General features: G+C 69.7%; 20 protein-coding genes and 2 tRNA genes. 12 read left to right on the plus strand and 10 right to left on the minus strand.

What is annotated here, in order from left to right; genetic code table 11:
* The first annotated feature begins 20 nt into the window (after positions 1-20).
* Together ACZ6SD_RS09995 and ACZ6SD_RS10000 are read left to right on the plus strand one after the other, a co-directional pair.
* Positions 21-785 (plus strand): trans-aconitate 2-methyltransferase, encoded by a 765-nt coding sequence (locus tag ACZ6SD_RS09995; RefSeq protein WP_465316548.1) that lies wholly within the window; start codon positions 21-23, stop codon positions 783-785.
* Entirely contained in the window at positions 782-1,453 is a 672-nt protein-coding gene (locus ACZ6SD_RS10000) for an MOSC domain-containing protein (RefSeq protein ID WP_465316549.1), read from the plus strand. Before ACZ6SD_RS09995 ends, ACZ6SD_RS10000 begins: the two co-directional genes overlap by 4 nt.
* On the opposite strand, the gene ACZ6SD_RS10005 is transcribed toward ACZ6SD_RS10000, so the two are convergent.
* Positions 1,450-1,623: a hypothetical protein gene (locus ACZ6SD_RS10005; protein WP_465316587.1), complete on the minus strand. Its 174-nt coding sequence runs from the start codon at positions 1,621-1,623 to the stop codon at positions 1,450-1,452. The two genes, ACZ6SD_RS10000 and ACZ6SD_RS10005, sit on opposite strands and share 4 nt — an antisense overlap.
* Positions 1,624-1,775: 152 nt before the next feature.
* Between ACZ6SD_RS10005 and ACZ6SD_RS10010 the strand changes: the two genes are divergently transcribed.
* Both ACZ6SD_RS10010 and ACZ6SD_RS10015 read left to right on the plus strand, forming a co-directional pair.
* Positions 1,776-1,851 (plus strand) — tRNA-Asn (locus ACZ6SD_RS10010).
* Positions 1,852-1,958: 107 nt separating this feature from the next.
* A tRNA-Ile gene (locus tag ACZ6SD_RS10015) sits at positions 1,959-2,035 on the plus strand.
* Between the two features lie 90 nt (positions 2,036-2,125).
* On the opposite strand, the gene ACZ6SD_RS10020 is transcribed toward ACZ6SD_RS10015, so the two are convergent.
* From ACZ6SD_RS10020 to ACZ6SD_RS10040, 5 genes are all read right to left on the minus strand, one after another.
* Positions 2,126-2,983, minus strand: a complete 858-nt coding sequence (locus tag ACZ6SD_RS10020; protein WP_465316550.1) for a Shedu anti-phage system protein SduA domain-containing protein — start codon at positions 2,981-2,983, stop codon at positions 2,126-2,128.
* A gap of 194 nt (positions 2,984-3,177) precedes the next feature.
* Positions 3,178-3,327, minus strand: coding sequence for a hypothetical protein (locus ACZ6SD_RS10025; RefSeq protein ID WP_465316551.1), 150 nt, complete (start codon positions 3,325-3,327; stop codon positions 3,178-3,180).
* Positions 3,324-4,070, minus strand: coding sequence for a tyrosine-protein phosphatase (locus tag ACZ6SD_RS10030; protein WP_465316552.1), 747 nt, complete (start codon positions 4,068-4,070; stop codon positions 3,324-3,326). The genes ACZ6SD_RS10025 and ACZ6SD_RS10030 overlap by 4 nt, the downstream gene beginning before the upstream one ends.
* A gap of 25 nt (positions 4,071-4,095) precedes the next feature.
* Positions 4,096-4,938 (minus strand): class I SAM-dependent methyltransferase, encoded by an 843-nt coding sequence (locus tag ACZ6SD_RS10035; protein WP_465316553.1) that lies wholly within the window; start codon positions 4,936-4,938, stop codon positions 4,096-4,098.
* A 92-nt stretch (positions 4,939-5,030) separates the two neighbouring features.
* A complete protein-coding gene (locus ACZ6SD_RS10040) occupies positions 5,031-6,224 on the minus strand; it encodes a cytochrome P450 (RefSeq protein WP_465316554.1) in 1,194 nt (397 codons plus the stop codon).
* 235 nt (positions 6,225-6,459) lie between these two features.
* Between ACZ6SD_RS10040 and ACZ6SD_RS10045 the strand changes: the two genes are divergently transcribed.
* Positions 6,460-7,491: an SGNH/GDSL hydrolase family protein gene (locus ACZ6SD_RS10045; RefSeq protein ID WP_465316555.1), complete on the plus strand. Its 1,032-nt coding sequence runs from the start codon at positions 6,460-6,462 to the stop codon at positions 7,489-7,491.
* Between the two features lie 236 nt (positions 7,492-7,727).
* Here the strand turns inward: ACZ6SD_RS10045 and ACZ6SD_RS10050 are convergent, their stop codons facing one another.
* From ACZ6SD_RS10050 to ACZ6SD_RS10065, 4 genes are all read right to left on the minus strand, one after another.
* Positions 7,728-9,083, minus strand: coding sequence for a S8 family peptidase (locus tag ACZ6SD_RS10050; RefSeq protein WP_465316556.1), 1,356 nt, complete (start codon positions 9,081-9,083; stop codon positions 7,728-7,730).
* Positions 9,084-9,339: 256 nt separating this feature from the next.
* On the minus strand, positions 9,340-10,107 hold the full coding sequence (locus ACZ6SD_RS10055; RefSeq protein ID WP_465316557.1) for a glycerophosphodiester phosphodiesterase: 768 nt from the start codon (positions 10,105-10,107) through the stop codon (positions 9,340-9,342).
* A gap of 45 nt (positions 10,108-10,152) precedes the next feature.
* The gene (locus ACZ6SD_RS10060) at positions 10,153-10,875 is read right to left on the minus strand and encodes a phosphocholine cytidylyltransferase family protein (protein WP_465316558.1); all 723 of its coding nucleotides are present in this window, start codon (positions 10,873-10,875) and stop codon (positions 10,153-10,155) included.
* Positions 10,872-12,116: a CDP-glycerol glycerophosphotransferase family protein gene (locus ACZ6SD_RS10065; RefSeq protein ID WP_465316559.1), complete on the minus strand. Its 1,245-nt coding sequence runs from the start codon at positions 12,114-12,116 to the stop codon at positions 10,872-10,874. The genes ACZ6SD_RS10060 and ACZ6SD_RS10065 overlap by 4 nt, the downstream gene beginning before the upstream one ends.
* A 289-nt stretch (positions 12,117-12,405) precedes the next feature.
* Here ACZ6SD_RS10065 and ACZ6SD_RS10070 point away from each other — a divergent pair, with 289 nt between their 5' ends.
* The 7 genes from ACZ6SD_RS10070 to ACZ6SD_RS10100 all read left to right on the plus strand — a co-directional run bounded on the left by ACZ6SD_RS10070 (position 12,406) and on the right by ACZ6SD_RS10100 (position 18,867).
* Positions 12,406-12,699, plus strand: a complete 294-nt coding sequence (locus ACZ6SD_RS10070) for an MSMEG_0570 family nitrogen starvation response protein (RefSeq protein ID WP_465316560.1) — start codon at positions 12,406-12,408, stop codon at positions 12,697-12,699.
* The gene (locus ACZ6SD_RS10075) at positions 12,696-14,060 is read left to right on the plus strand and encodes an MSMEG_0569 family flavin-dependent oxidoreductase (protein ID WP_465316561.1); all 1,365 of its coding nucleotides are present in this window, start codon (positions 12,696-12,698) and stop codon (positions 14,058-14,060) included. Before ACZ6SD_RS10070 ends, ACZ6SD_RS10075 begins: the two co-directional genes overlap by 4 nt.
* 96 nt (positions 14,061-14,156) lie before the next feature.
* Complete coding sequence (locus ACZ6SD_RS10080) at positions 14,157-14,987, plus strand: amidohydrolase family protein (RefSeq protein WP_465316562.1); 831 nt, start codon at positions 14,157-14,159, stop codon at positions 14,985-14,987.
* Positions 14,988-15,004: 17 nt separating this feature from the next.
* Positions 15,005-15,517: an MSMEG_0572/Sll0783 family nitrogen starvation response protein gene (locus tag ACZ6SD_RS10085; RefSeq protein WP_091449320.1), complete on the plus strand. Its 513-nt coding sequence runs from the start codon at positions 15,005-15,007 to the stop codon at positions 15,515-15,517.
* A 58-nt stretch (positions 15,518-15,575) separates the two neighbouring features.
* Positions 15,576-16,646: an MSMEG_0568 family radical SAM protein gene (locus tag ACZ6SD_RS10090; protein WP_465316563.1), complete on the plus strand. Its 1,071-nt coding sequence runs from the start codon at positions 15,576-15,578 to the stop codon at positions 16,644-16,646.
* A complete protein-coding gene (locus ACZ6SD_RS10095) occupies positions 16,643-18,022 on the plus strand; it encodes an MSMEG_0567/sll0787 family protein (RefSeq protein WP_465316564.1) in 1,380 nt (459 codons plus the stop codon). The genes ACZ6SD_RS10090 and ACZ6SD_RS10095 overlap by 4 nt, the downstream gene beginning before the upstream one ends.
* Positions 18,019-18,867: a carbon-nitrogen hydrolase family protein gene (locus ACZ6SD_RS10100; RefSeq protein WP_465316565.1), complete on the plus strand. Its 849-nt coding sequence runs from the start codon at positions 18,019-18,021 to the stop codon at positions 18,865-18,867. The genes ACZ6SD_RS10095 and ACZ6SD_RS10100 overlap by 4 nt, the downstream gene beginning before the upstream one ends.
* The last annotated feature ends 2 nt before the right edge of the window (positions 18,868-18,869 follow it).

The following is an 18,869-nucleotide window of genomic DNA, read 5'->3' on the forward strand; positions in this document are numbered from 1 at the left end:
GGTTTACTTGGGAGGCGTCGATGTGGGACCCCGCGAAGTACCTGAGTTTCGGCGACCACCGCGCCCGCCCGTTCTTCGACCTGCTCGCGCGCGTGCGCGCCGAGAGCCCGCGCGCGGTGGTCGACCTGGGCTGCGGGCCAGGCAACCTGACTATCACGATGGCGCAGCGCTGGCCGCACACGCGGCTGACCGCCATCGATTCTTCGCCCGAAATGGTGGCAGCGGCGCGGCAGCGCGGGGTCGAGGCGCGGAACCTGGACCTGCGGGACTGGGACCCGGACGACCACACCGACGTGGTGATCAGCAACGCCGCTCTGCACTGGGTTCCCGACCACGTCGAGCTGCTGGTCCGCTGGGCGGCCAAGCTGCCGTCGTGCGCCTGGATCGCCGTGCAGGTGCCGGGGAACTTCGCCGCGCCGTCCCACGGGCTGGTGCGCGAGCTGGTGGCCGAGCCCCGGTGGCGGGACCGGCTCGACCCCGTCCAGTTGCGGGAAGAGGACTCGGTGCTGGACCCCGAGGGGTACGCCGAGGTGATGTCCGGCGCGGGCTGCGAGATCGACGCCTGGGAGACCACCTACGTGCAGCGCCTCGAAGGCGAGGACGCGGTGCTGGAATGGATCACCGGGACGGCGCTGCGCCCCATCCGCGCCGCGTTGTCCGACGACGAGTGGGCCGAGTTCCGCGCCGCGCTGGCGCCTCGGTTGGCCGAGGCGTATCCGCGCCGGGCGGACGGCTGCACGTGGTTCCCGTTCCGCCGGATCTTCTTCGTCGCGAGAACCCCGTGACCTCCGTGCGGGTGCTCGCCCGCTACCCGGTCAAATCGCTGCGCGGTGAGCGGGCCGAAGTGCTCGAACTGGACGAGCGCGGCGTTATCGGCGACCGGCGGTGGGCGCTGCGCACCGAGGACGGGAAGCTGGGATCGGGCAAGAGCACCCGACGCTTCGTCCACCTGCCCCGCCTGCTGGACATGTGGTCGAAGGGCGTGTGGGGTGTGCGCACGGTGGTCGGCCTGCCCGACGGCCGCGAGTTCGCCACGACGGACGCGAAGGTCCACGACGCGGTGTCGGAGGTCGTCGGCAGACCGGTGGCGGTAGTCGAGGAACGGGACGTGCCCCACCTCGACGCCGCGCCCGTGCACCTGATCACCAGCGCCTCGCTGCGCTGGTCCGGCGCCGAGTGGCAGCGGCCCCGGCCGAATGTCGTGGTCGACGTCGACGGCGCCGACCGCGTCGAGGACGGCTGGGTGGGCAGGCGGGTCCGGATCGGAACGGCCGAACTGGAGATCACCGGGCTGGTCACCCGCTGCGCCATGCTCGGCCAAGCCCAAAACTCCCTACCAGCCCGCCCCCACCTGCTCGCGTCCCTGACCCCGTACAACCTGACCCTGGGCGCCTACGCCCGCGTCACCCGCCCCGGCGTCATCGGCACCGGCGACCGACTCCGCTTCGCCTAACCGCGCCCCACCTTCTCCCCGAGCTTCGCCCGGGCGATGCCCGCCGCCCCCTGCACCGCGGGATGGTCGGCGATCTTCCGGTAGGTGCGCACGATCTGGTCGTAGCGGCTTCGGCCCGCCTTGGCGCCGAGGATGTACCCCACTCCGGCCCCCAACAGGAACCCCATCACAGTGCTCGCCTCCCGGTAGGTCTTGTCCTGCGCACATCCTCCCCTACCGCCCCCAGACCCGCTGCGGCGCTCAGTGGGGGACCCCGGCGCGACAGCTCCCGGCGATGCGCTAGAGTTACCGCTCGTTGGGCCACGGCCCAGCGGAGCGACCTTCCTCCATAGCTCAATTGGCAGAGCATTCGACTGTTAATCGAAGGGTTGCTGGTTCGAGTCCAGCTGGAGGAGCCAAAACCCCAGGTCACTGACCTGGGGTTCCTTGTTTTCCCGGCTCTTCGGGGATCAAGGTCGGGCATCGTGTCCGGGGCGCGATGCCCTGGGTAAGATCCAGCACGCTGGGGGCGGTAGCTCAGTTGGTCAGAGCAGAGGACTCATAATCCTTTGGCCGTGGGTTCGAGCCCCACCCGCCCCACCACATCCGCGGCGCCGACCTGCGATGCGGCAATCACCTCCTGGTCATCACCGGGGTCTTCCGGGGGAAACTCCTCAGAGGGATTCGGTGACCTCAGGGAGGGCCGCTCAAGGAGCGTTCGGCGTTGTCCAGGAGTTCCTTGTAGGTGAGCACTTCCACTCGGGTCATGTGCGTGTTGAACGTCCGCAGGGCCTCGTTGATCTCTTCCTCTGGCACGGTCGGATGGAGGCCCGGGTGACCGATCAGGACCACCGCGCTCGTGCGTCGAGTCTCGATTCCGAGTTCATCACGGATGCGCTGACGGTTCTCGTCCAAGCCCACCAGATAGTTGATGGCTTGACCGACCGCGTCATTGACCTCGGAGGTGGGCACCCAGGCATCGCGGTGACGCTTGACGATCGCGCGTTGGCCCATGGCTCGCTTAAGTTCCACAATGTGCAGGCTTCCGTCGGCGCGGAGCAGGGGAATGTCGACCTCGTCACCGGGGACTAGGCGTCTGCGGGCTGCGGTTCCGACGAAACGGCCGCCGAAAATCCAATGCTTTCCCTCCAAGGCGCGCTGCAGGTCGTGTTCGGTGGCCGTCGGCGATTCGATGGTTTCGCGCAGTGCGGCGAGGCTTTTCGCACGTTCTCTCAATGTCATCGCTTGAAGAAGCGTCTGCCCGTCCTTGTCGTTCGCGAGCAGTTCCAGCGCCTCAGGTGAAGTGACGATGCCGTGGGCGGCCTCGGCCGGATCCTCGACGTCGATCCTGTCCTGGAGAATCCGCTCCAACCAGAGCGCCATCTCGGCGCGCCCTCGGACGATGCGGTAGCGGCCCGGCCGATCCTTGGGCGCGTCAAGGAACCGAGCGTCCGCGGTCAATGAGGTGAGGTGGTTGAGTAGGTCTTCGGGGGTGGCATCCTTGTGCTCATTCAGGAACTTGCTGCCCTGTCGCTTGGCGAAGTCAGTCAAAGCGCCGATTGATCCAGAGAGGTAGTCACGGAGGATTACGTTGCGGGTTCCGTCCCGAAATAGTCGGACCTTCTCTTCAAAGGTGGGCTTGAGGATCAGTCCGTTGGCGTAGTCCAGCGAGTCCTGAAGAAGTCGTACGATGTGCCACTCGGCTTCTTCGGAGGCGCGCAGGCGAGCTATTTCTAGGTGCTTAACTAAACTCGACCGCCGCGGCGCCTGCGTTCTTTGCCGCTGCGTAGGTGGCGCAGCGCAACTTGGATCGCCTCTTTCACCTCAACCGCTGCCGCCTGCTCGACAATGAAGTCCAGGTGTTGCTCCAGGGTGAAATCCGCTCTTCCGGTCATGGACTGCACTTTCCGTGAATGAGAAGGTGGCCGCGCAAGGCGTCGATCGACTCTTCTGGCACGCCGAGGTAATTGGTGACGTAACCGCGCACGGAGCCGTGGGCGGCGGCCAAGTCGGTCAGGAACAGGCGCATGAGGTCGGCTGGGGCTTGGCCGTAACCGGGCCACAGGTGGGTCTTGTCCGGGTAAGAGGTTCGCCAGAGGGCGACCAGGTGTGGGGTGGCGAGGTTTGTGAGGGCGTAGTCGGCGGCTATGTCGTCCTCGGATACGCCTAAGAGGGACAAGACGAGGGCGCTGATCAGGCCGGTGCGGTCCTTGCCGGAGGTGCAGTGGACGACGGTGGGGGCGTTTTCCGCTGTGGCGATCAGTTCCAAGGCGCGGCGGATCTCCGTGGCGCCGTCTTCGGCCACCTCGGCGTAGCGGGCGGCGAGGTAGGGGACCGGGGCGACGTCGGCGGGTTGGGCGGCCTGATCGTACGGGCGGTGTTCGATGCTGAGGTTGTGGTAACCGAGACCGGGATAGTCGGGCACACGGCCGTCTCTTGTGATCTCCCACGGGTAGCGCAGGTCAATCACCGTGCGCGGCTCTAGGGACAAGAAGCGTTGCCAGTCTTCGCCTTCCAGTCTGGAGAGAGTGTCCGCCCGGTAGAGCCTCTTCCACCGCACGGTCTTGCCGTCGACGGTGCGGTAGCCGCCGATGTCCCGGAAGTTGTGCAGGTGGTCGAACTTGATGTGTCTGCGCACGGGACCACGGTACGGAAGCGGTGTGTCAGCGGTAGGCCACCGTGTATCGGACCTGTTGGGACATGCGGAGAGCGTCGTCCGGTCCGCGTAACGGCTCTAGGCGGGCCAGGACTTCAGACCGCGCGGCGGGAAGGTCTTGGCGGGGAATCAGCTCCCAGAAGACGCGCTGGCCGTGGGACCAGGACCAGGTGATCCACTGCCGGGGATCGGTGAAGGTGATCTCGTGGGTCCGGATCTTCGACGTCGGAGAGCGGTAGCCGACGGATTCCAGGGCTCGGTGGAAGTTGTCCGTGGTGGCGACGGGACTGGCCGGGTTGGCCATCGCCCAGAGCATGGCAGGGGGGATGTGCGGGCGGAACACGTCCTCCACCACCGACCAGCGGGGGTCGTTTCCGCAGAACGTGGTCACGCCGAGTCTGCCGCCGGGCATCAAGAGGCCGCGCCAGGCGCGGAGGCCCGCGACCGGGTCGGGGAGGAAGAACACGACGCACGACGACAGGATGGTGTCGAAGGAGCGTGGTGGCAGGTCGGGTTCCTGGGCGTCCATCACGACGGCGGTCGCGTTGGTCAGGCCGCGTGCGCTGATCTCGCGCGCGGTGCGGTCGACCATGGCGGGGGAGAGGTCTATGCCAAAGACCGAGCCGGAAGGGCCGACACGCTCGGCGGCGGGAAACAGGACGGCGCCGCGACCGCAGCCCGCGTCCAATACCCGGCTGCCGGGAATCAGGGGAACGTCTGTCAGGAGATGGTGGGCGAAGATCGTGAAGAAGTCCACGCCCACCGACTCATAGGTTTCGGCTGACCGGTCGAAGGTTCCCGCGACGGCCTGTCTTACCTGGTCCACACCTCTGGTTTGCAGCTTCGCCATTGAATCCGCCATTCCCTGGGATGAATGACGGGCACCATAGTTCGCTTCTCCGGATAACGCACCTGTCCGATCCGGCGTTAATCAATCACCACTTACCAGGTCACGGGAAGCGCGTCGAGGCCGCGCACCATCCTTCCCCGCCGCCAGGAAAGCTCCGCTTCCGGAACCGCCAATCGCACCGTGGGAAACCTGCGGAGCAGGGCGCCGATCGCCACCCGCAGCTCGACCCTGGCGAGCTGCGCGGCGACGCAGAAGTGCGGGCCGTGGCCGAACGCCAGGTGGCCGGTTGCCTTGCGGGTCACGTCCAGCTCGTCGGGGCGCTCGAAAGCCCGGTCGTCCCGGTTCGCCGCGTCGAGTTGGACCATCACCGCATCGCCCGCGCGGATCAGGACGCCGCCGAGCTTGACGTCCTCGGTGGCAATACGCGTGAAGCCCGCTGAGGTGACCGTGGGGGTGAAGCGCAGCAGCTCCTCGATCGCGGTGTCGAGCAGGGTGGGGTCCGCGCGCAGCAGCGCCAACTGCTCGGGGTGGGTCAGCAGGTTGTAGGCGAAGTTGCCGATGTGGTTCGAGGTGGTCTCCAACCCGGCGTAGAGCAGCGTCACCCCGAGGACCACCAGCTCGTCTTCGCTGAGCCGGTCCTCCACATCCCGGGCCTGCACCAGCGCGCCGAGCAGATCGTCGGAGGGATGTTCGCGGCGGTGCGCCACCAGTTCGGCCAGGTAGGTCTTGAGCTGGTCGAAGGCCCGCACGATCTTGTCCGGCGCGAACGCGGTGGTGGCCAGCGCGACGTCGATCCAGCCGCTGAACCGCTCCCGGTCGGCGACCGGGACGCCCAGCATCTGGCAGATGACCGCGATCGGCAGCGGCGCGGCGAGCCCCTCGATCAGGTCGGCGGGCGGACCCTGCTCCTCGACGCGGTCCAGCAGGTTCTCGGTGACCGCGCGCGCCTTCTCGCCCAGCAGGTCGACGCGGCGCGGGGTGAACGCCTTGGACACCAGCTTGCGCAGCCTGCTGTGCTCGGGCGGGTCCATCGTGTGCAGGGTCGCGTCGCGCAGCAGTCGCGGCGACGTCCTCGGCACGTCGCGGCCCAACAGCGCGCCCCGGCTGAATCGGGGGTCGCTGAGCACGGTTTTGACGTCCTCGTGCCGAGTGGCCAGCCATGCCTCGCCGCCATAGGGGAGCCTGATCCGGCTTACCGGCTCCTCTTCGCGAAGCCTCGCGTACTCGGGTTCCAGTGTGAGGCGGTCCGGTTCTCGGAAGGGATAGGCGCGTGGCTGCTGGTTCATCGCGGAAATCCCATCGTGAGCGCGGTAATCGCGGATTCGGATGATCACCGGCGCCGATGCCGTGATGATCAAAATATCAGGTCGGACGGATTTGGGGACCTGGCAAGGGATGTGACCCGTTCGGTTACCGAAAGCACCCGATCGGTTGCACCTGGTGTCGCGCCGAGGGCGAGGCGGCGTAGCAAGGAGGAGAGGCGCCGGTGCGGCGTCGAAACCGAGGGGAAAGGGGGGAGTGATGAACCGGGCCAAGGCTCTGTGGGCTGCGCTGGCGTGTTTGCTGGCGCTCGTGTCGAGCCTTGCCGCGCCGACGGCGAGCGCGGAGCCCGAAACGTGGGAATGGGTCGCCCTGGGCGACTCGGCCACGGCGGGTGTTTTCGCCGGGGAGCCCGTGGGGCACGTGGACGGGTGCGAGCGCACGGCCGCGGCGTACCCGTTCGTCGCGGCCGACCGATTGGCGGCGGAACCGCTGGAGACACCGGTGAAACTGGTGATCAACGCGAGCTGCTCGGGCGCGACCATCGCGGACGTGGTCCACAACACCGGGCAGCCGACTGGTCGTGGCGCGCCGCCGGACGGCTGGCCAGAGGTGCCGCCACAGGTGGAGGCGCTCAACCCGGGCACCGACCTGGTCACGATCGGCATCGGCGCCGACGACCTGCCGTTCGGCAAGCTGCTGCTCGACTGCGTGCCCGCGGGCGCGCAGAAGCCGGACCGGGACACGCCCTGCCACGACGTGCACCGCGACAGCCCGCCGGACGGGGAGACGGTCGAAGCCAAGTTCGCCCGAATCGCCCGGGAGTACCGGGACATGCTCCGGGCGGTGCGCGCGCAGGCACCCGGCGCGAAGATCATCACGATCGGGTACCCCTCGATCGTGCCCGAGGACCCGTCGACGTGCCGCCGCGACGACCTCACGCACTTCTCCGCGTCGGCGCTGGGCTCGATCACCTACGGCGACCTGGGGTGGTTACGGGGATTGAACAACGCGCTCAACTCGGTCATCGCCGCCGCCTCGGCCGAGCACGGGGCCCGTTTCCTCGACCTCAGCGGAGCCAGTCAGGGCCACGACGTCTGCGTGCCCCGGCCGGAGAAGTGGGTCGAGGGCGTGTGCGGGCCGCCGGAGACGCGGTACCCGAGCGAACTGGACGCCATCTGTGCCACCGCTCCCGAGGGGTCTCGACGGCTCACGCTGGTCCAGCCCAACAGCGCGGGCCACGCGAACACCGGAGCATTGCTCGACGCCGCCATCCGTGATCTCTTGCCCTGATCACGGCGAAAGGTGGCCCTCGCCGCGGCCTGCGCGGCGGGGGCCACCTTGGGGGCGAGGACGCCGGGGCCCGGGGCCCCCCGGGCCGGCCAACACGCGACAGCTTGTCGAGTGTCGGGGTGGTGTGTGGGCCGCCCGGTTTGTTTGGTGGCTTGGTGCAGTGGCGGGCGACTTGGTTACGGACACGGATGAGTAAGGGGGTGATGGGGTCGAGTGGTGCCGGGATGATCAGTGGGTCAGATGGCGGCGATGGTCGCCGCGGCGTCGACCAGGCCGGTGCCGCAGCCGCCGGAGCAGGAGCCCGGGAGTGGGCGGGTGTTGGCCTTGAGGGCGGTTTCCACCTGTGACGGCAGCAGCGGGGTCTCGCCGAGCATCAGGGCGACCAGGCCCGCGACGTGCGGGGCGGCCATGCTGGTGCCCATGAACGTCTTGTAGTCGTCGGCGACCTGGGTTGTCGTGCCGCTGTTGACGGTGGACAGGACGCCGTCTTGGGGTTTGGTGCGGGTGCCGGGGGCGTCGGTCTCGTTGCGGACCTCGCCGCCGGGGGCGGTGACGTCGATGCCCGCGCCGAAGTTGGAGTAGAAGGCGCGGTTGCCCTCGCGGTCGGCCGCGGCGACGCTGACGACGTTGCGGCAGTTGGCCGGGGTGAAGCCGGAGACGTTCGCGTTGGAGTTGCCCGCGGCGACGACGACGGTGGTGCCGCGGGCGACCGCGGCGTCGATGGCGCGCTGGTAGGTGCTGCTGCACGCGCCCGAGCCGCCGAGGCTCATGTTGATGACCTTGGCCGGGTTCGGGTTGGCGGGGACGCGGCTGACCCGGCCGCCGGAGGCCCAGGTGATCGCGTCGGCGATGTCGGAGGTTCGGCCGCCGCATTTGCCCAGCACGCGCAGCGGCAGGATCTTGGCCTTCGGGGCCACGCCCGCGCCGCCGACGCCGTTGTCGCTCGCCGCGGCGACGGTGCCCGCGACGTGCGATCCGTGCCAGCTCGAATTGCTCGGTGTGGTCGAGCCGCACTCGCCCGCCGCGTACCAGTCGCCCTCGTCGTTGGGGTTGGCGTCGCGGCCGTTGCCGTCGCGGGCGGCGGTGGCGTCGCTGATGAAGTCGTAGCCGGGCAGGACGTTCGCGCCGAGGTCCGCGTGTGCGGTGATGCCGGTGTCGATCACCGCGACGGTCACGCCAGCGCCGTCGGCGGTGTCCCAGGCGGCGGGCAGGTTCATGCCCGCCGTGGCCTCGAAGTAGTGCCACTGTTCCGGGTAGCGCGGGTCGGTCGGCGTGGCCTGGGCGGTCATCAGCAGGTCCGGCTCGACGCTGACGACGCCGGACTGCTTGCGCAGGTCGGCCATGAGCCGCTCCGCGCCCGCCCGGTCCACCCCGCGGGCGGCCTTCACCACGACACCGCCCGCGCCGAGTTCACGCACCTTGGTCAGGCCCCGGTGGGCGACCTGCCGGGTGGCGGCGCTGTCGAAGGTGACGATGAACTGGTCGTAGGCGCCCGGCGCGGCCTCGGCCGCGGTCGCCGCGGCGGGAACCGCGGCCAGACCGGTGATCGCCAAGCCCAGGGACGCCAGTGCCGCCGTGTAGCGCTTCTTCATCCGGGAACGGTCCTTTCACGTCAACGACGGCCTGTCCACGATCGAGTGAACTTGAGGCCACGTACGTGGGACCGTAGGTGCGCTGAGTGAGCATCCCTAGTCTTCCCAGTTGCCAGACACGCGTCCTACGGCTGGTCGCGGCCGTTGTGACGCGGCAGGTGAGCTGCGTCCGGCGCATGGGCTTCACCCATACGGGGGACGTAAACAAGACGGTCCCCAGGCGACGAGCGCCTGGGGACCGCTGGGACGGACCGGCCTAGCCGCGGGCTGGCTCCGCGTGCAGGGCGGCGAGCACCTTGGGCACGTTGTTGACGCAGAGCGCGTCGGCCCCGGCGTCCAGCAGCTGCTGGGCGAAGGCCACGCTCGGGCACCAGGCCAGGAACTCCCGGCCGCTGCTGTGCACCGTCTCCATGACGTACTCCAGCGGTCGGTGCTCGATCTCGTTGGGCCGCAGCGAGCCCCAGTGCGGCGCGAGCACCTGGACGTCCAAGTGCCCCGCGGCGGCGACGGCTTGGCCGATGGGGAAGTCCAGCCAGGTCAGCAGCCCCCGGGGGACCCCGGGGGCCAGCTCCCGGGCGATGTCCAGCGCGCCCGGGTCGAACGAGCTGATCAGCACCTCCCGCTTGCGTGCTTCCCGTTTCGCCACCAGGGCCAACTGCCCCATGGTGGACCGGGCGCGGGAGCGGGTCGCGTCCTCCATCGACGTCTTCACGTCGAAGTCGACGCCCACGCCCGGCGGCAGGGCCGCCAAGAGGGTGTCGAGCCGCAGCGCGCCCTTGCCGGTCGCCTCGGCGCCGGTGACGTCGGCGTAGAACACGCCGTCGTCGTCGGCCGGGTTGTGCGCCACCACCAAGTGGTCGTCGCGGGTTCGCCGGACGTCGACCTCGACCCAGTCGATGCCCAGGTCGACGGCGGCGAGGAAGGACTCCAGCGAGTTCTCCACATAGCCGCCGACCGTGCCGCGGCCGCAGCCGCGATGCCCCAGGAGTACCGGCCTGGGTCCGAACACTCTGTTGCCGCCCATAACACGCCGAGACCCCCGCGGCGTGGGGCCTCGGCTGGCGAGGCGCTACGCGGCCGGGGTGACGGTCTTGCCCACCTCCACGTTCGCACGGTCAAGGTCGCCCGCGAAGTCCACCTCCACCACGAAGAACTCGGAGATGTCCGCCGCCAGCACCCGAAGCCCGGCCGCCCCGATCGCGGATTCGATGCCGCGCTCGAAGTAGTCGGTGTCGGAGCAGCGTTCGAGGTGCTCGACCAGCGTCGCCAGGTCAGGAGACGCGATGTAGTTGATGCCGACGGCCTCGCCGAGACCGTCCGACACCGATTTTGACAGCTCGCGGATGTGTCCGTCGATGGAAGCGGTGTACTTCACCTCCTCCTCGCCGACCGCGGCGGTGTTCACGCACACGAAGCTGCGGTCCGCCGCGATCGCCGGTGCGATCTTGTGCAGCAGGCGCGGGTCGAACACGACGTCGCCGTTGAGCCACAGCACGCCACCGGATTCGGCCTGGCGCAAGGCTTTGAGCAGGCTTTTCGCGGTGTTGGTGTGCTCGTAGCGCTCGTTGTAGACGAAGCGGGCGTCCGGCGCGGCGGCCATGATCTGCTCGGCCTGGAAGCCGACGACGATGGTCACCCGCGGCCGGTCGCCGAAAACCGACGCCAGGTTGTCCAGTTGCTGGGCCAGGATCGAGCGCCCGTCGACAAGCGGGGTGAGCGGCTTCGGGCGCGGCATCCCCAACCGGGTGCCCATGCCCGCGGCCAGGATGACGACGTGGAGTTGGTCGGTCACGCGAGCCTCCCGGTGGTGGTGTCGAACCGTGCCTTCTCGGCGAGTTGGCGGTCGCGCAGGGCGATCGCGGCGTCGACCGCGGCGAGGAAGCGCGTCGTGCTCTCGCCGGGACCGAGGTCGCCGAAGTAGTGTTCGCGGGTGGCGGCCCGTTCGTCGCGGTGGTGGTCGTTTTCCAGTCGCTCGGTCAGCGTGGCGGTGAGCGCGGCGATAGTCGTGGAGTCCACGATGTCGGCGCACCGGCTGATCGGCGCGTTGGCGTGCAGCCGGTCGCGGTCGTCGTAGCGGTCGGCGATGAACATTGGTTTATCCACGCGCAGGTAAAGGAAGTCGAGCCCGACCGACGAGACGTCGGTGACGATCAGGTCGCAGCGCGGGAACACGGCCAAGATGTCGCCGGTGGTGAGGACCTGGTGGCCCGCGTCCGGGTCGCGGTCGGCGGCGGACTCCACCAGCCGCACGATCTCGGTGTGCGCGGTTTTCATGCCTGGCAACGGACTCAGCGACACCCGGGGGTGCGGTTTGTAGATCACGCGCGCGTCCGGCACGGCGAGCGCGGCGGCGGCGATCTCCGGGCCGAACACGTCGACCGAGGTGTAGTTGTTCGACGCGTCCTCGCCCTCCCAGGTGGGGGCGTAGAGGATCGTGCGACGCTCGCTGGGCGGCAGCACCGGCTCCGGCCGCAGGTCCAGTTGCGGCCTGCCGACCGGGACCAGGGCCGACTCGTCAAAGCCGATCAGCGCGGCCCGGTGCCGGTGGATGGCGGCCGTGCCCGCGACGAAGACCTGGTCGTAGGCCTTGACCTGGTTGCTGACCATGCAGATTTTGTCGCTCTCGCCGTGGTTGACGTGGAGGTGGACCACGCGGCGCTGCATGAGCGAGTGGAAGTTGTGCACCGAGTTGTTGACGTAGACCACGGCCTTGAAGTCGCTGCTCGCGTACAGCTCGACCAGATCGGGGAACGTCGGGGCGAACACGCACGGCAGGCTCGTGGCCAGCGACAGCTCCGCGGCCGAGGCCAGGTTCCGGGTGATGATCACCACCGGACGGCGCTCGTTGAGGAGTTCAAAGACCGGCAGCCACTGTTTGAGCTGGTAGAGCTTGCGCGGATCGTCGGCGAAGTAGACGGCGATCTCGCCCGGCACCGGCTCGCCGGGGATGTAGCCCGCCGGGTCGGGGGCCAGCGGGGTGTCCAGAAGCCGGTGTGCGTCCCTGGTTTTCTTGCGGCGGCCGAAAAAGCCCACGCGGCGGCTCCCTATGAACTGATCGAGGTCGGCGACGGACCACGCGGTGACGACTGGCTGATGAGAACGGCGAGTCGGGCGGGTGACCGCGCGGCGCCGTGCGCACTCTATCTTCGCCGCTCGACACGCTTTCGCCAAGCACCGGATGCCGCAGAGATACCAAGAGTTTACGCGTCGGTTGCCCGGCGGCGCGGCTCCCGTGGTCGCCAGGACTCGGTCACGCGGCCGACACATGAGCCGGATCCGGTAATCCGCAAGTGTTCCGGCGGAAACGCGACGATCATCAGCGGTGGCTGTACTCGTCCCTATGCCGGAGATGTACTTCACCGTACGGTGGCCTGACGGGTCGCCGCAGCAGTGCTACTCGCCGTCGTTGGTCGTGGCGGACTACCTGGAGCCGGGGAGCAGCTACCCGGTCGAGGAGTTTGTCGAGCGCAGTTGCGCCGCGCTGGCGGTCGGTTCCGGGCGGGTGCGGGAGAAGTACGGCTTCGAGTGCGGCAGCGCGCTCGCGCAGATCGAGGAGATCAAAGCCAGGGCGACGGGGCTTTCCGGCCTCGTCCTTGTCGAGGGGTTCCAGCGATGAGCAGGCTTGTGGCGGTAGCCAAGGGAGGTCTGCCCGGCGACCTGACCGGCACGCACCGGTCGGCCGTGGTGATCGGCGGCGGGCAGGCCGGACTCGCGATGAGCCACTGTCTGACCGGGCGCGGAGTGGACCACCTCGTCCTGGAGCGCGGCCGGATCGCCAATGAGTGGCGGGACCGGCGGTGGGACTCCTTCTGCCTGGTCACCCCGAACTGGCAGTGCGAGTTGCCTGGATTCCCTTATCCGGGAAGGGATCCGTCCGGTTTCATGACGCGCGACGAGATTGTCGACTACCTGCGCGACTACGCCGCCTCGTTCAACCCGCCGCTGCTGGAGGAGGTCGCGGTGACCCGGTTGCGGGTCAACGGCGACGGGAAGTTCGCTCTTACCACTACCCGTGGCACGCTTACCGCCGATCAGGTAGTGGTGGCGACCGGGCCTTACCAGGTGCCGTTGATCCCGCGGGTCGCTGAACGGTTGCCCGACAGCGTCACCCAGATCCACTCGGCGGACTACCGGAATCCGGAAAGTCTTCCGCCCGGCGCGGTGCTCGTCGTCGGCACCGGCCAGTCCGGCTGCCAGATCGCGGAAGACCTGCACCTCGCCGGACGGCGGGTTCACCTGGCGACCGGTAGCGCGCCCCGCGTGGCCCGCCGGTACCGGGGCCGCGACGTCGTGGACTGGTTGGCGGACATGGGGTATTACCGCAAGTCCATCGACGAGTTCGATGACGCCGACGCGGTGCGGATGCGCGCCAACCACTACGTCACCGGCCGCGGCGGCGGGCGCGACATCGACCTGCGCGCGTTCGCCCTCCAGGGGATGCGGTTGCACGGCAGGCTCTCAGCCGTCCGCGCGGGCGTGGTCGAGTTCGCCGACGACCTGCGCCGCAACCTCGACAACGCGGACGCGGTGTCGGAGTCCATCAAGGACTCCATCGACGCCTTCATCGCCGGACGGGACCTCGTGGCGCCGCAGGAGCCGCGCTATGTCCCGGTCTGGGCGCCTGAGGACGGGCCCACGTCGGTTGACTTGGCCGCGGAAGGCGTCACGTCGGTGGTGTGGTGCACCGGTTTCGGCCGGGACAACCGGTGGATCGACGTGCCGGTGTTCGACGGCCGCGGCTACCCCGCGCACCACCGGGGCGTCACCACCTTCCCCGGGCTGTACTTCCTCGGCCTGCCCTGGCAGTGGACGTGGGGGTCGGGCCGGTTCTGCGGCGTGGCCGCCGACGCCGAGCACCTCGCCGCGCGGATCATCGCCGGGCCCGCGCGGTCGGTCGAGGTGCCCTGGATCGCGGGGACCCCGCGCGGCACGGGGCCGAGCGCGGCCGAGTGGACCGCGCCGCGCACGGTCGCCTGAATAACGGTTCACGTTTTTCGCGTCATCGGTCGGAAACAAACGAAACCGCGAGTTGTTTCGCGGGGAATCGTCTCGACATCGCCGGGAGGTGAGATCATGACCATGGCAGGCTGGGTTTCCGACGCGCACCGACACCTTGGTGTGTTGCCCGCTTACCCATTCTACGGCGGCCCCGCGATCAACCCCGATCTGGGCGCGCGCGGCACGGTGGCGCAATTGCTCGCCGATCTCGACGCCGAACGCGTGCAACGCGCGCTGGTCATTCCGAACTACGGCGTGCCCGATCCGGATGTCGCATTCGGGTTCAACGAATTGGTCGTGGAGGCCGCGAGTCAAGACGACCGGGTGCGGGCCGCGCTGTGGGTCTCGCCCAAGGCCGCCGACGCCGAGCGCAACGCGCGGGCGCTCGCCCTGGCTGGCGAGCCCGGGGTGCGCGCGCTCAAGACGAGTTTCCTGCTCGGCGGCCGGGTCGGCGACCCGGACTGCCGCCCGCAGCTGGACCGGATCTTCGCGGTGGCGGCGGAAAATCGACTAGTCGTGCACGTGCACACCTCTCCGGGCGCTGCCTCCGATATTGATGAGGTCGGCGGTCTCGTGGCGGACTACGGCGATGCCGTCGACATTCACCTCGTGCACTTCGGCGGGGGGATGAGCGGCCACCTCAAGCTCGCGGGCTCGCGGTTTTTCGACTGGATCGCCGAGGGCAAGCGGGTCTACACCGACCTGTCCTGGTCGATCGGTTTCGCTCCGCGCTGGCTGGCGCACGAGATCGACCGGCGTGGAATAGGGCACGACCGAATCCTGTTCGCCAGCGACCAGCCCTGGGGCGACTTCGCGGGCGAATACCACAAACTGCGCGCCGTCACCGGTGACGGCGAGCTAGCGGAAGCGGTTTTCCGCGGCAACTTCGCCAGGCTCTATGACTAGTCACGAGGAGAGTTTCCATGGGTGAGCTGACCGAACTCGAAGAGCAGAGCCTCAACGAGATCCCGCACCCCTCGCTGCCGGACGGCTCGAACCTGTACGGCGGCACCAAGGTCTTCCCCGATTACCAGGCTGAGGAAGGCCAGTCGTATTTCACGCTCGTGCACGGCATCGCGCACGAGTCGTCGGTGAGCTTCGTGGCGATCCTGCAGGCCACCCGCGCGCTGCGGAAGGGCTTCGAGACCGCCATCTACTTCTACGGCCCCGGCGCGATGAACGCCATGGCCACCCGCGGCTTCCCCACCACGGGCAACTCCGCGTTCCCCGGCGAGCACAACATCAACGACTCGCTCAAGACGTTCATCAAGGAGGGCGGCAAGGTCTACTGCTGCCGCTTCGGCCTGTCCCTGCACGGTTTGCGCGAGGAGGACCTGATCGAGGGGGTCATCCCGACCCACCCGCTGGACGTCCAGGACGCGCTCATCCACTACGCCCGCAAGGGCGCGATCATCAATTCCACCTACATGTGGTAGCCGCGGGCCGCGGTGGGCACGGGCGTTCCGTGTCCACCGCGGGAGAAGGGAGTGCCGCGTGTCCCGATCTCTGTCTCGATCCCTGACCACCCGCGTCGACCTCGCCCTGCTCGGGGTGCGGATGGACGCGCCGGTCCGCCGCAGCAAAGGCGCTGGCCCCAGCGACGACGGCCACGTCGTGCTGGACGGCGCCAACGCCACCTTGCCGCTGAACCCGGACAGCCCGTACCTCGTGCGCGACGGCCGGGTGTTCGAGGGCGGTGTCGACCTCGGCCTGAGCGTCGAACCGGTGCGCAGACCGAAGTTCTACGACTTGCAGACCGCCGACGGCATCTCTTACGACAAGATCGCGCTCTTGCACGGTCGAGACGTCTTGGCGACAACGGTGGTGCAGACCTGTGTCCGGTATGCCGAGGATCAGCGTTGCCGGTTCTGCGCTATCGAGGAGTCCTTGGCCAGTGGCGCGACCGTGGCGGCGAAGACGCCCGCGCAGTTGGCCGAGGTCGCCGAGGCCGCGGTCCGGCTCGACGGAATCCGGCAGATGGTCATGACCACCGGCACCACCGCCGCTCCCGACCGCGGCGCCCGCCCGCTGGTCCGCTGCGTGCGGGCCGTCCTCGACGCCGTGCCGGGGCTGCCGATCCAGGTGCAGATCGAGCCGCCAGCGGACCTGTCGGTGATCGCCGAACTGCGCGCGGCGGGCGCGACCGCCATCGGCATCCACGTCGAGTCCCTTGACGACGAGGTCCGCGCGCGGTGGATGCCGAGCAAGGGCCTGGTCCCGATGGCCGAGTACGAGGCGGCGTGGGACGAGGCGGTGCGGGTCTTCGGCCGCAACAAGGTCTCGACCTACCTGCTCATCGGCCTTGGTGACGACCCGGACGCCCTCGTCGCGGGCGCGGGCAGGCTCATCGAGCGCGGGGTCTACCCGTTCGTGGTGCCGTTCCGGCCGATGCTGGGCACCCTCGCCCGGCGCGACGGGGCAGCAGCGCCGGCGCCCGCGCTGGTGCGCGAGGTCACCGAGCGGGTCGCCGCGCTGCTGCGCGCGGCCGGGATGACCGGCGCCGACCAGGGCGCGGGCTGCGCCGCCTGCGGGGCGTGCGGCGTGCTCCAGGCGGCGGGCGGATGACCGCGCTCGGGGAGGTGCTGCTCGGCGGGCGGGCGGCGCCGGAGGTCTTCCACCACGTCGAACCGGCCGATGAGGCCGCGCTGCGTGTTTACCGTGCGCTGCGTAAGGCGGTGTTTGTCGAAAGTCAGGGCCTCTTCGCGGACGATGACCTCGACTGGCGCGACGAGGACCCGCGCACTGTCGTGCTCGTCGCCAGAAACCAGGCGGGCGAGGTGGTCGGCGGCGTCCGGCTCGGGCCCGCGACCCCGGCCGAGGACGTGGGCTGGTGGGTCGGCGGACGGCTGGTCGTCCGGCCCGGCCAAGGCGCGGCGGGCGTCGGGAGCGCTCTGGTCAATGCCGCCTGCGCGCACGCCGAGGGGGCGGGCGCGCTGCGGTTCGACGCCACCGTGCAGGCGGTGAACGAGCGGCTGTTCCACCGGCTCGGCTGGCGGTCGGTGCGGCCGACGACGGTCGCCGGGGCCGACCACGTGCTCATGCGCTGGCCGATCGGGCGGGTCGCGGCGCTGGCCGACGCGACCAAGCGCAGGCTCGGGGCGCTGCTCGCCGGGCTCGCCCCGGGCGGGGCGGGGTTCGTCGGCGACGACGGCGCCCCGGTCCCGGGCAGCGACCTCGTGGCCGCCTGCGACGCGATCGTGCCCGCCATGGTCGAGCGCGACCCCGAGTGGGCCGGGTGGTGCTCGGTGCTGGTCAACCTCAACGACCTCGCCGCCATGGGCGCCGAGCCGGTGGGGCTGCTCGACGCGGTCGGCGCGCGGGACGCGTCGTTCGCCCACCGAGTCCTCAGTGGACTGCGCAAGGCGGCCGCGGCGTACGGGGTTCCGATACTCGGTGGGCACACGCAATTCGGGGTGCCTGCCGCGTTGTCGGTAACCGCGTTGGGCCGCACCTCTTATCCGATACCGGGCGGCGGTGGGCGGCCTGGTCACCGCATCCGGCTTACCGCCGACACGGTAGGCCGGTGGCGGCCCGGATACGCGGGCCGACAGTGGGATTCCACCACCTCGCGCACCGGCCCGGAACTGCGCGCGCTGCTCGGCGCGGTCGCCGCGGCCAGACCGGCCGCGGCCAAGGACGTGTCCATGGCGGGCGTCGTCGGCACGCTCGGGATGCTGGCCGAGGCCAGCGGATGCGCGGCGGTGCTGGACGTCGCCGCCGTCCCCCGCCCCGCCGCCGCGACCATGGGCGACTGGCTGACGTGTTTCCCCGGCTTCGCCATGCTCACCGCGGACCACCCGGGCGCGCCAGCGCTTACCGGTCCCGCGGTAAGCGCGGAGTGCGGCGAACTGACCGCGGGCAGCGGTGTGGCCCTGCGGTGGCCGGACGGGGAGACCACCGAGGCCATCGCGGGCCCGGTGACGGGAATGGGGAAAGCATGAGCGGGCTGCGGATGGCCGCCGTCGCGGCGAACTTCGACCGGGACCTGGCGGCGGACTTCGACCGCGTGGAGCACTGGGTCCGCACGGCCCGCGCGGACGGTGTGCGCCTGCTTGCCTTGCCCGAGGCGGCGTTGGGCGGCTACCTGCTGTCTCTTGACGGCACGGCGGGCGCTCCGCCCGCGCTTCGGGTGGACGGGCCGGAGATCCGGCGGCTGTGCGCGATCGCTGGGGACATGGTGGTCGCGGCGGGGTACTGCGAGGACGGCGGCGACAACCGGTACAACAGTGTCGTGTGCGTGACTGGCGACGGCGTGCTGGGCAACCACCGCAAGGTGCACCGCCCGCTCAACGAGGACGCCACCTACGGCGCGGGAGAAGGCTTCGCCGCGTTCGACACGCCGGTCGGCAGGCTGGGCATGATGATCTGCTACGACAAGGCGTTCCCCGAGTCGGCGCGGGCGCTGGCGCTGGACGGCGCGGAGATCGTCGTGTGCGTCTCCGCGTGGCCGGGCAGCGCGACTAACCCGGAGCCGGACCTGACCAAGGACCGGTGGAAGCGCCGGTTCGACCTGTTCGACCGGGCGCGGGCGCTGGAGAACCAGATCGTGTGGCTCTCGGCGAACCAGTCGGGCACGTTCGGGTCGCTGCGGTTCGTGGCCAGCGCCAAGGTGGTCGACCCGGGCGGCGACGTTTTGGCTGACACCGGGGTCGTCGAGGGCATGGCGGTGGCCGAACTCGACGTCCGTGCGGCCCTGGAGACCGCGCGGCGCTCGATGGGCCATCTGCGCGATCGGCAGCCGCGGGCCTACCCGGTGCTCGGCGATCCGGCCGTCGTGGCAGGTTAGCC

The organism is Actinokineospora sp. NPDC051303 (assembly GCF_055586285.1).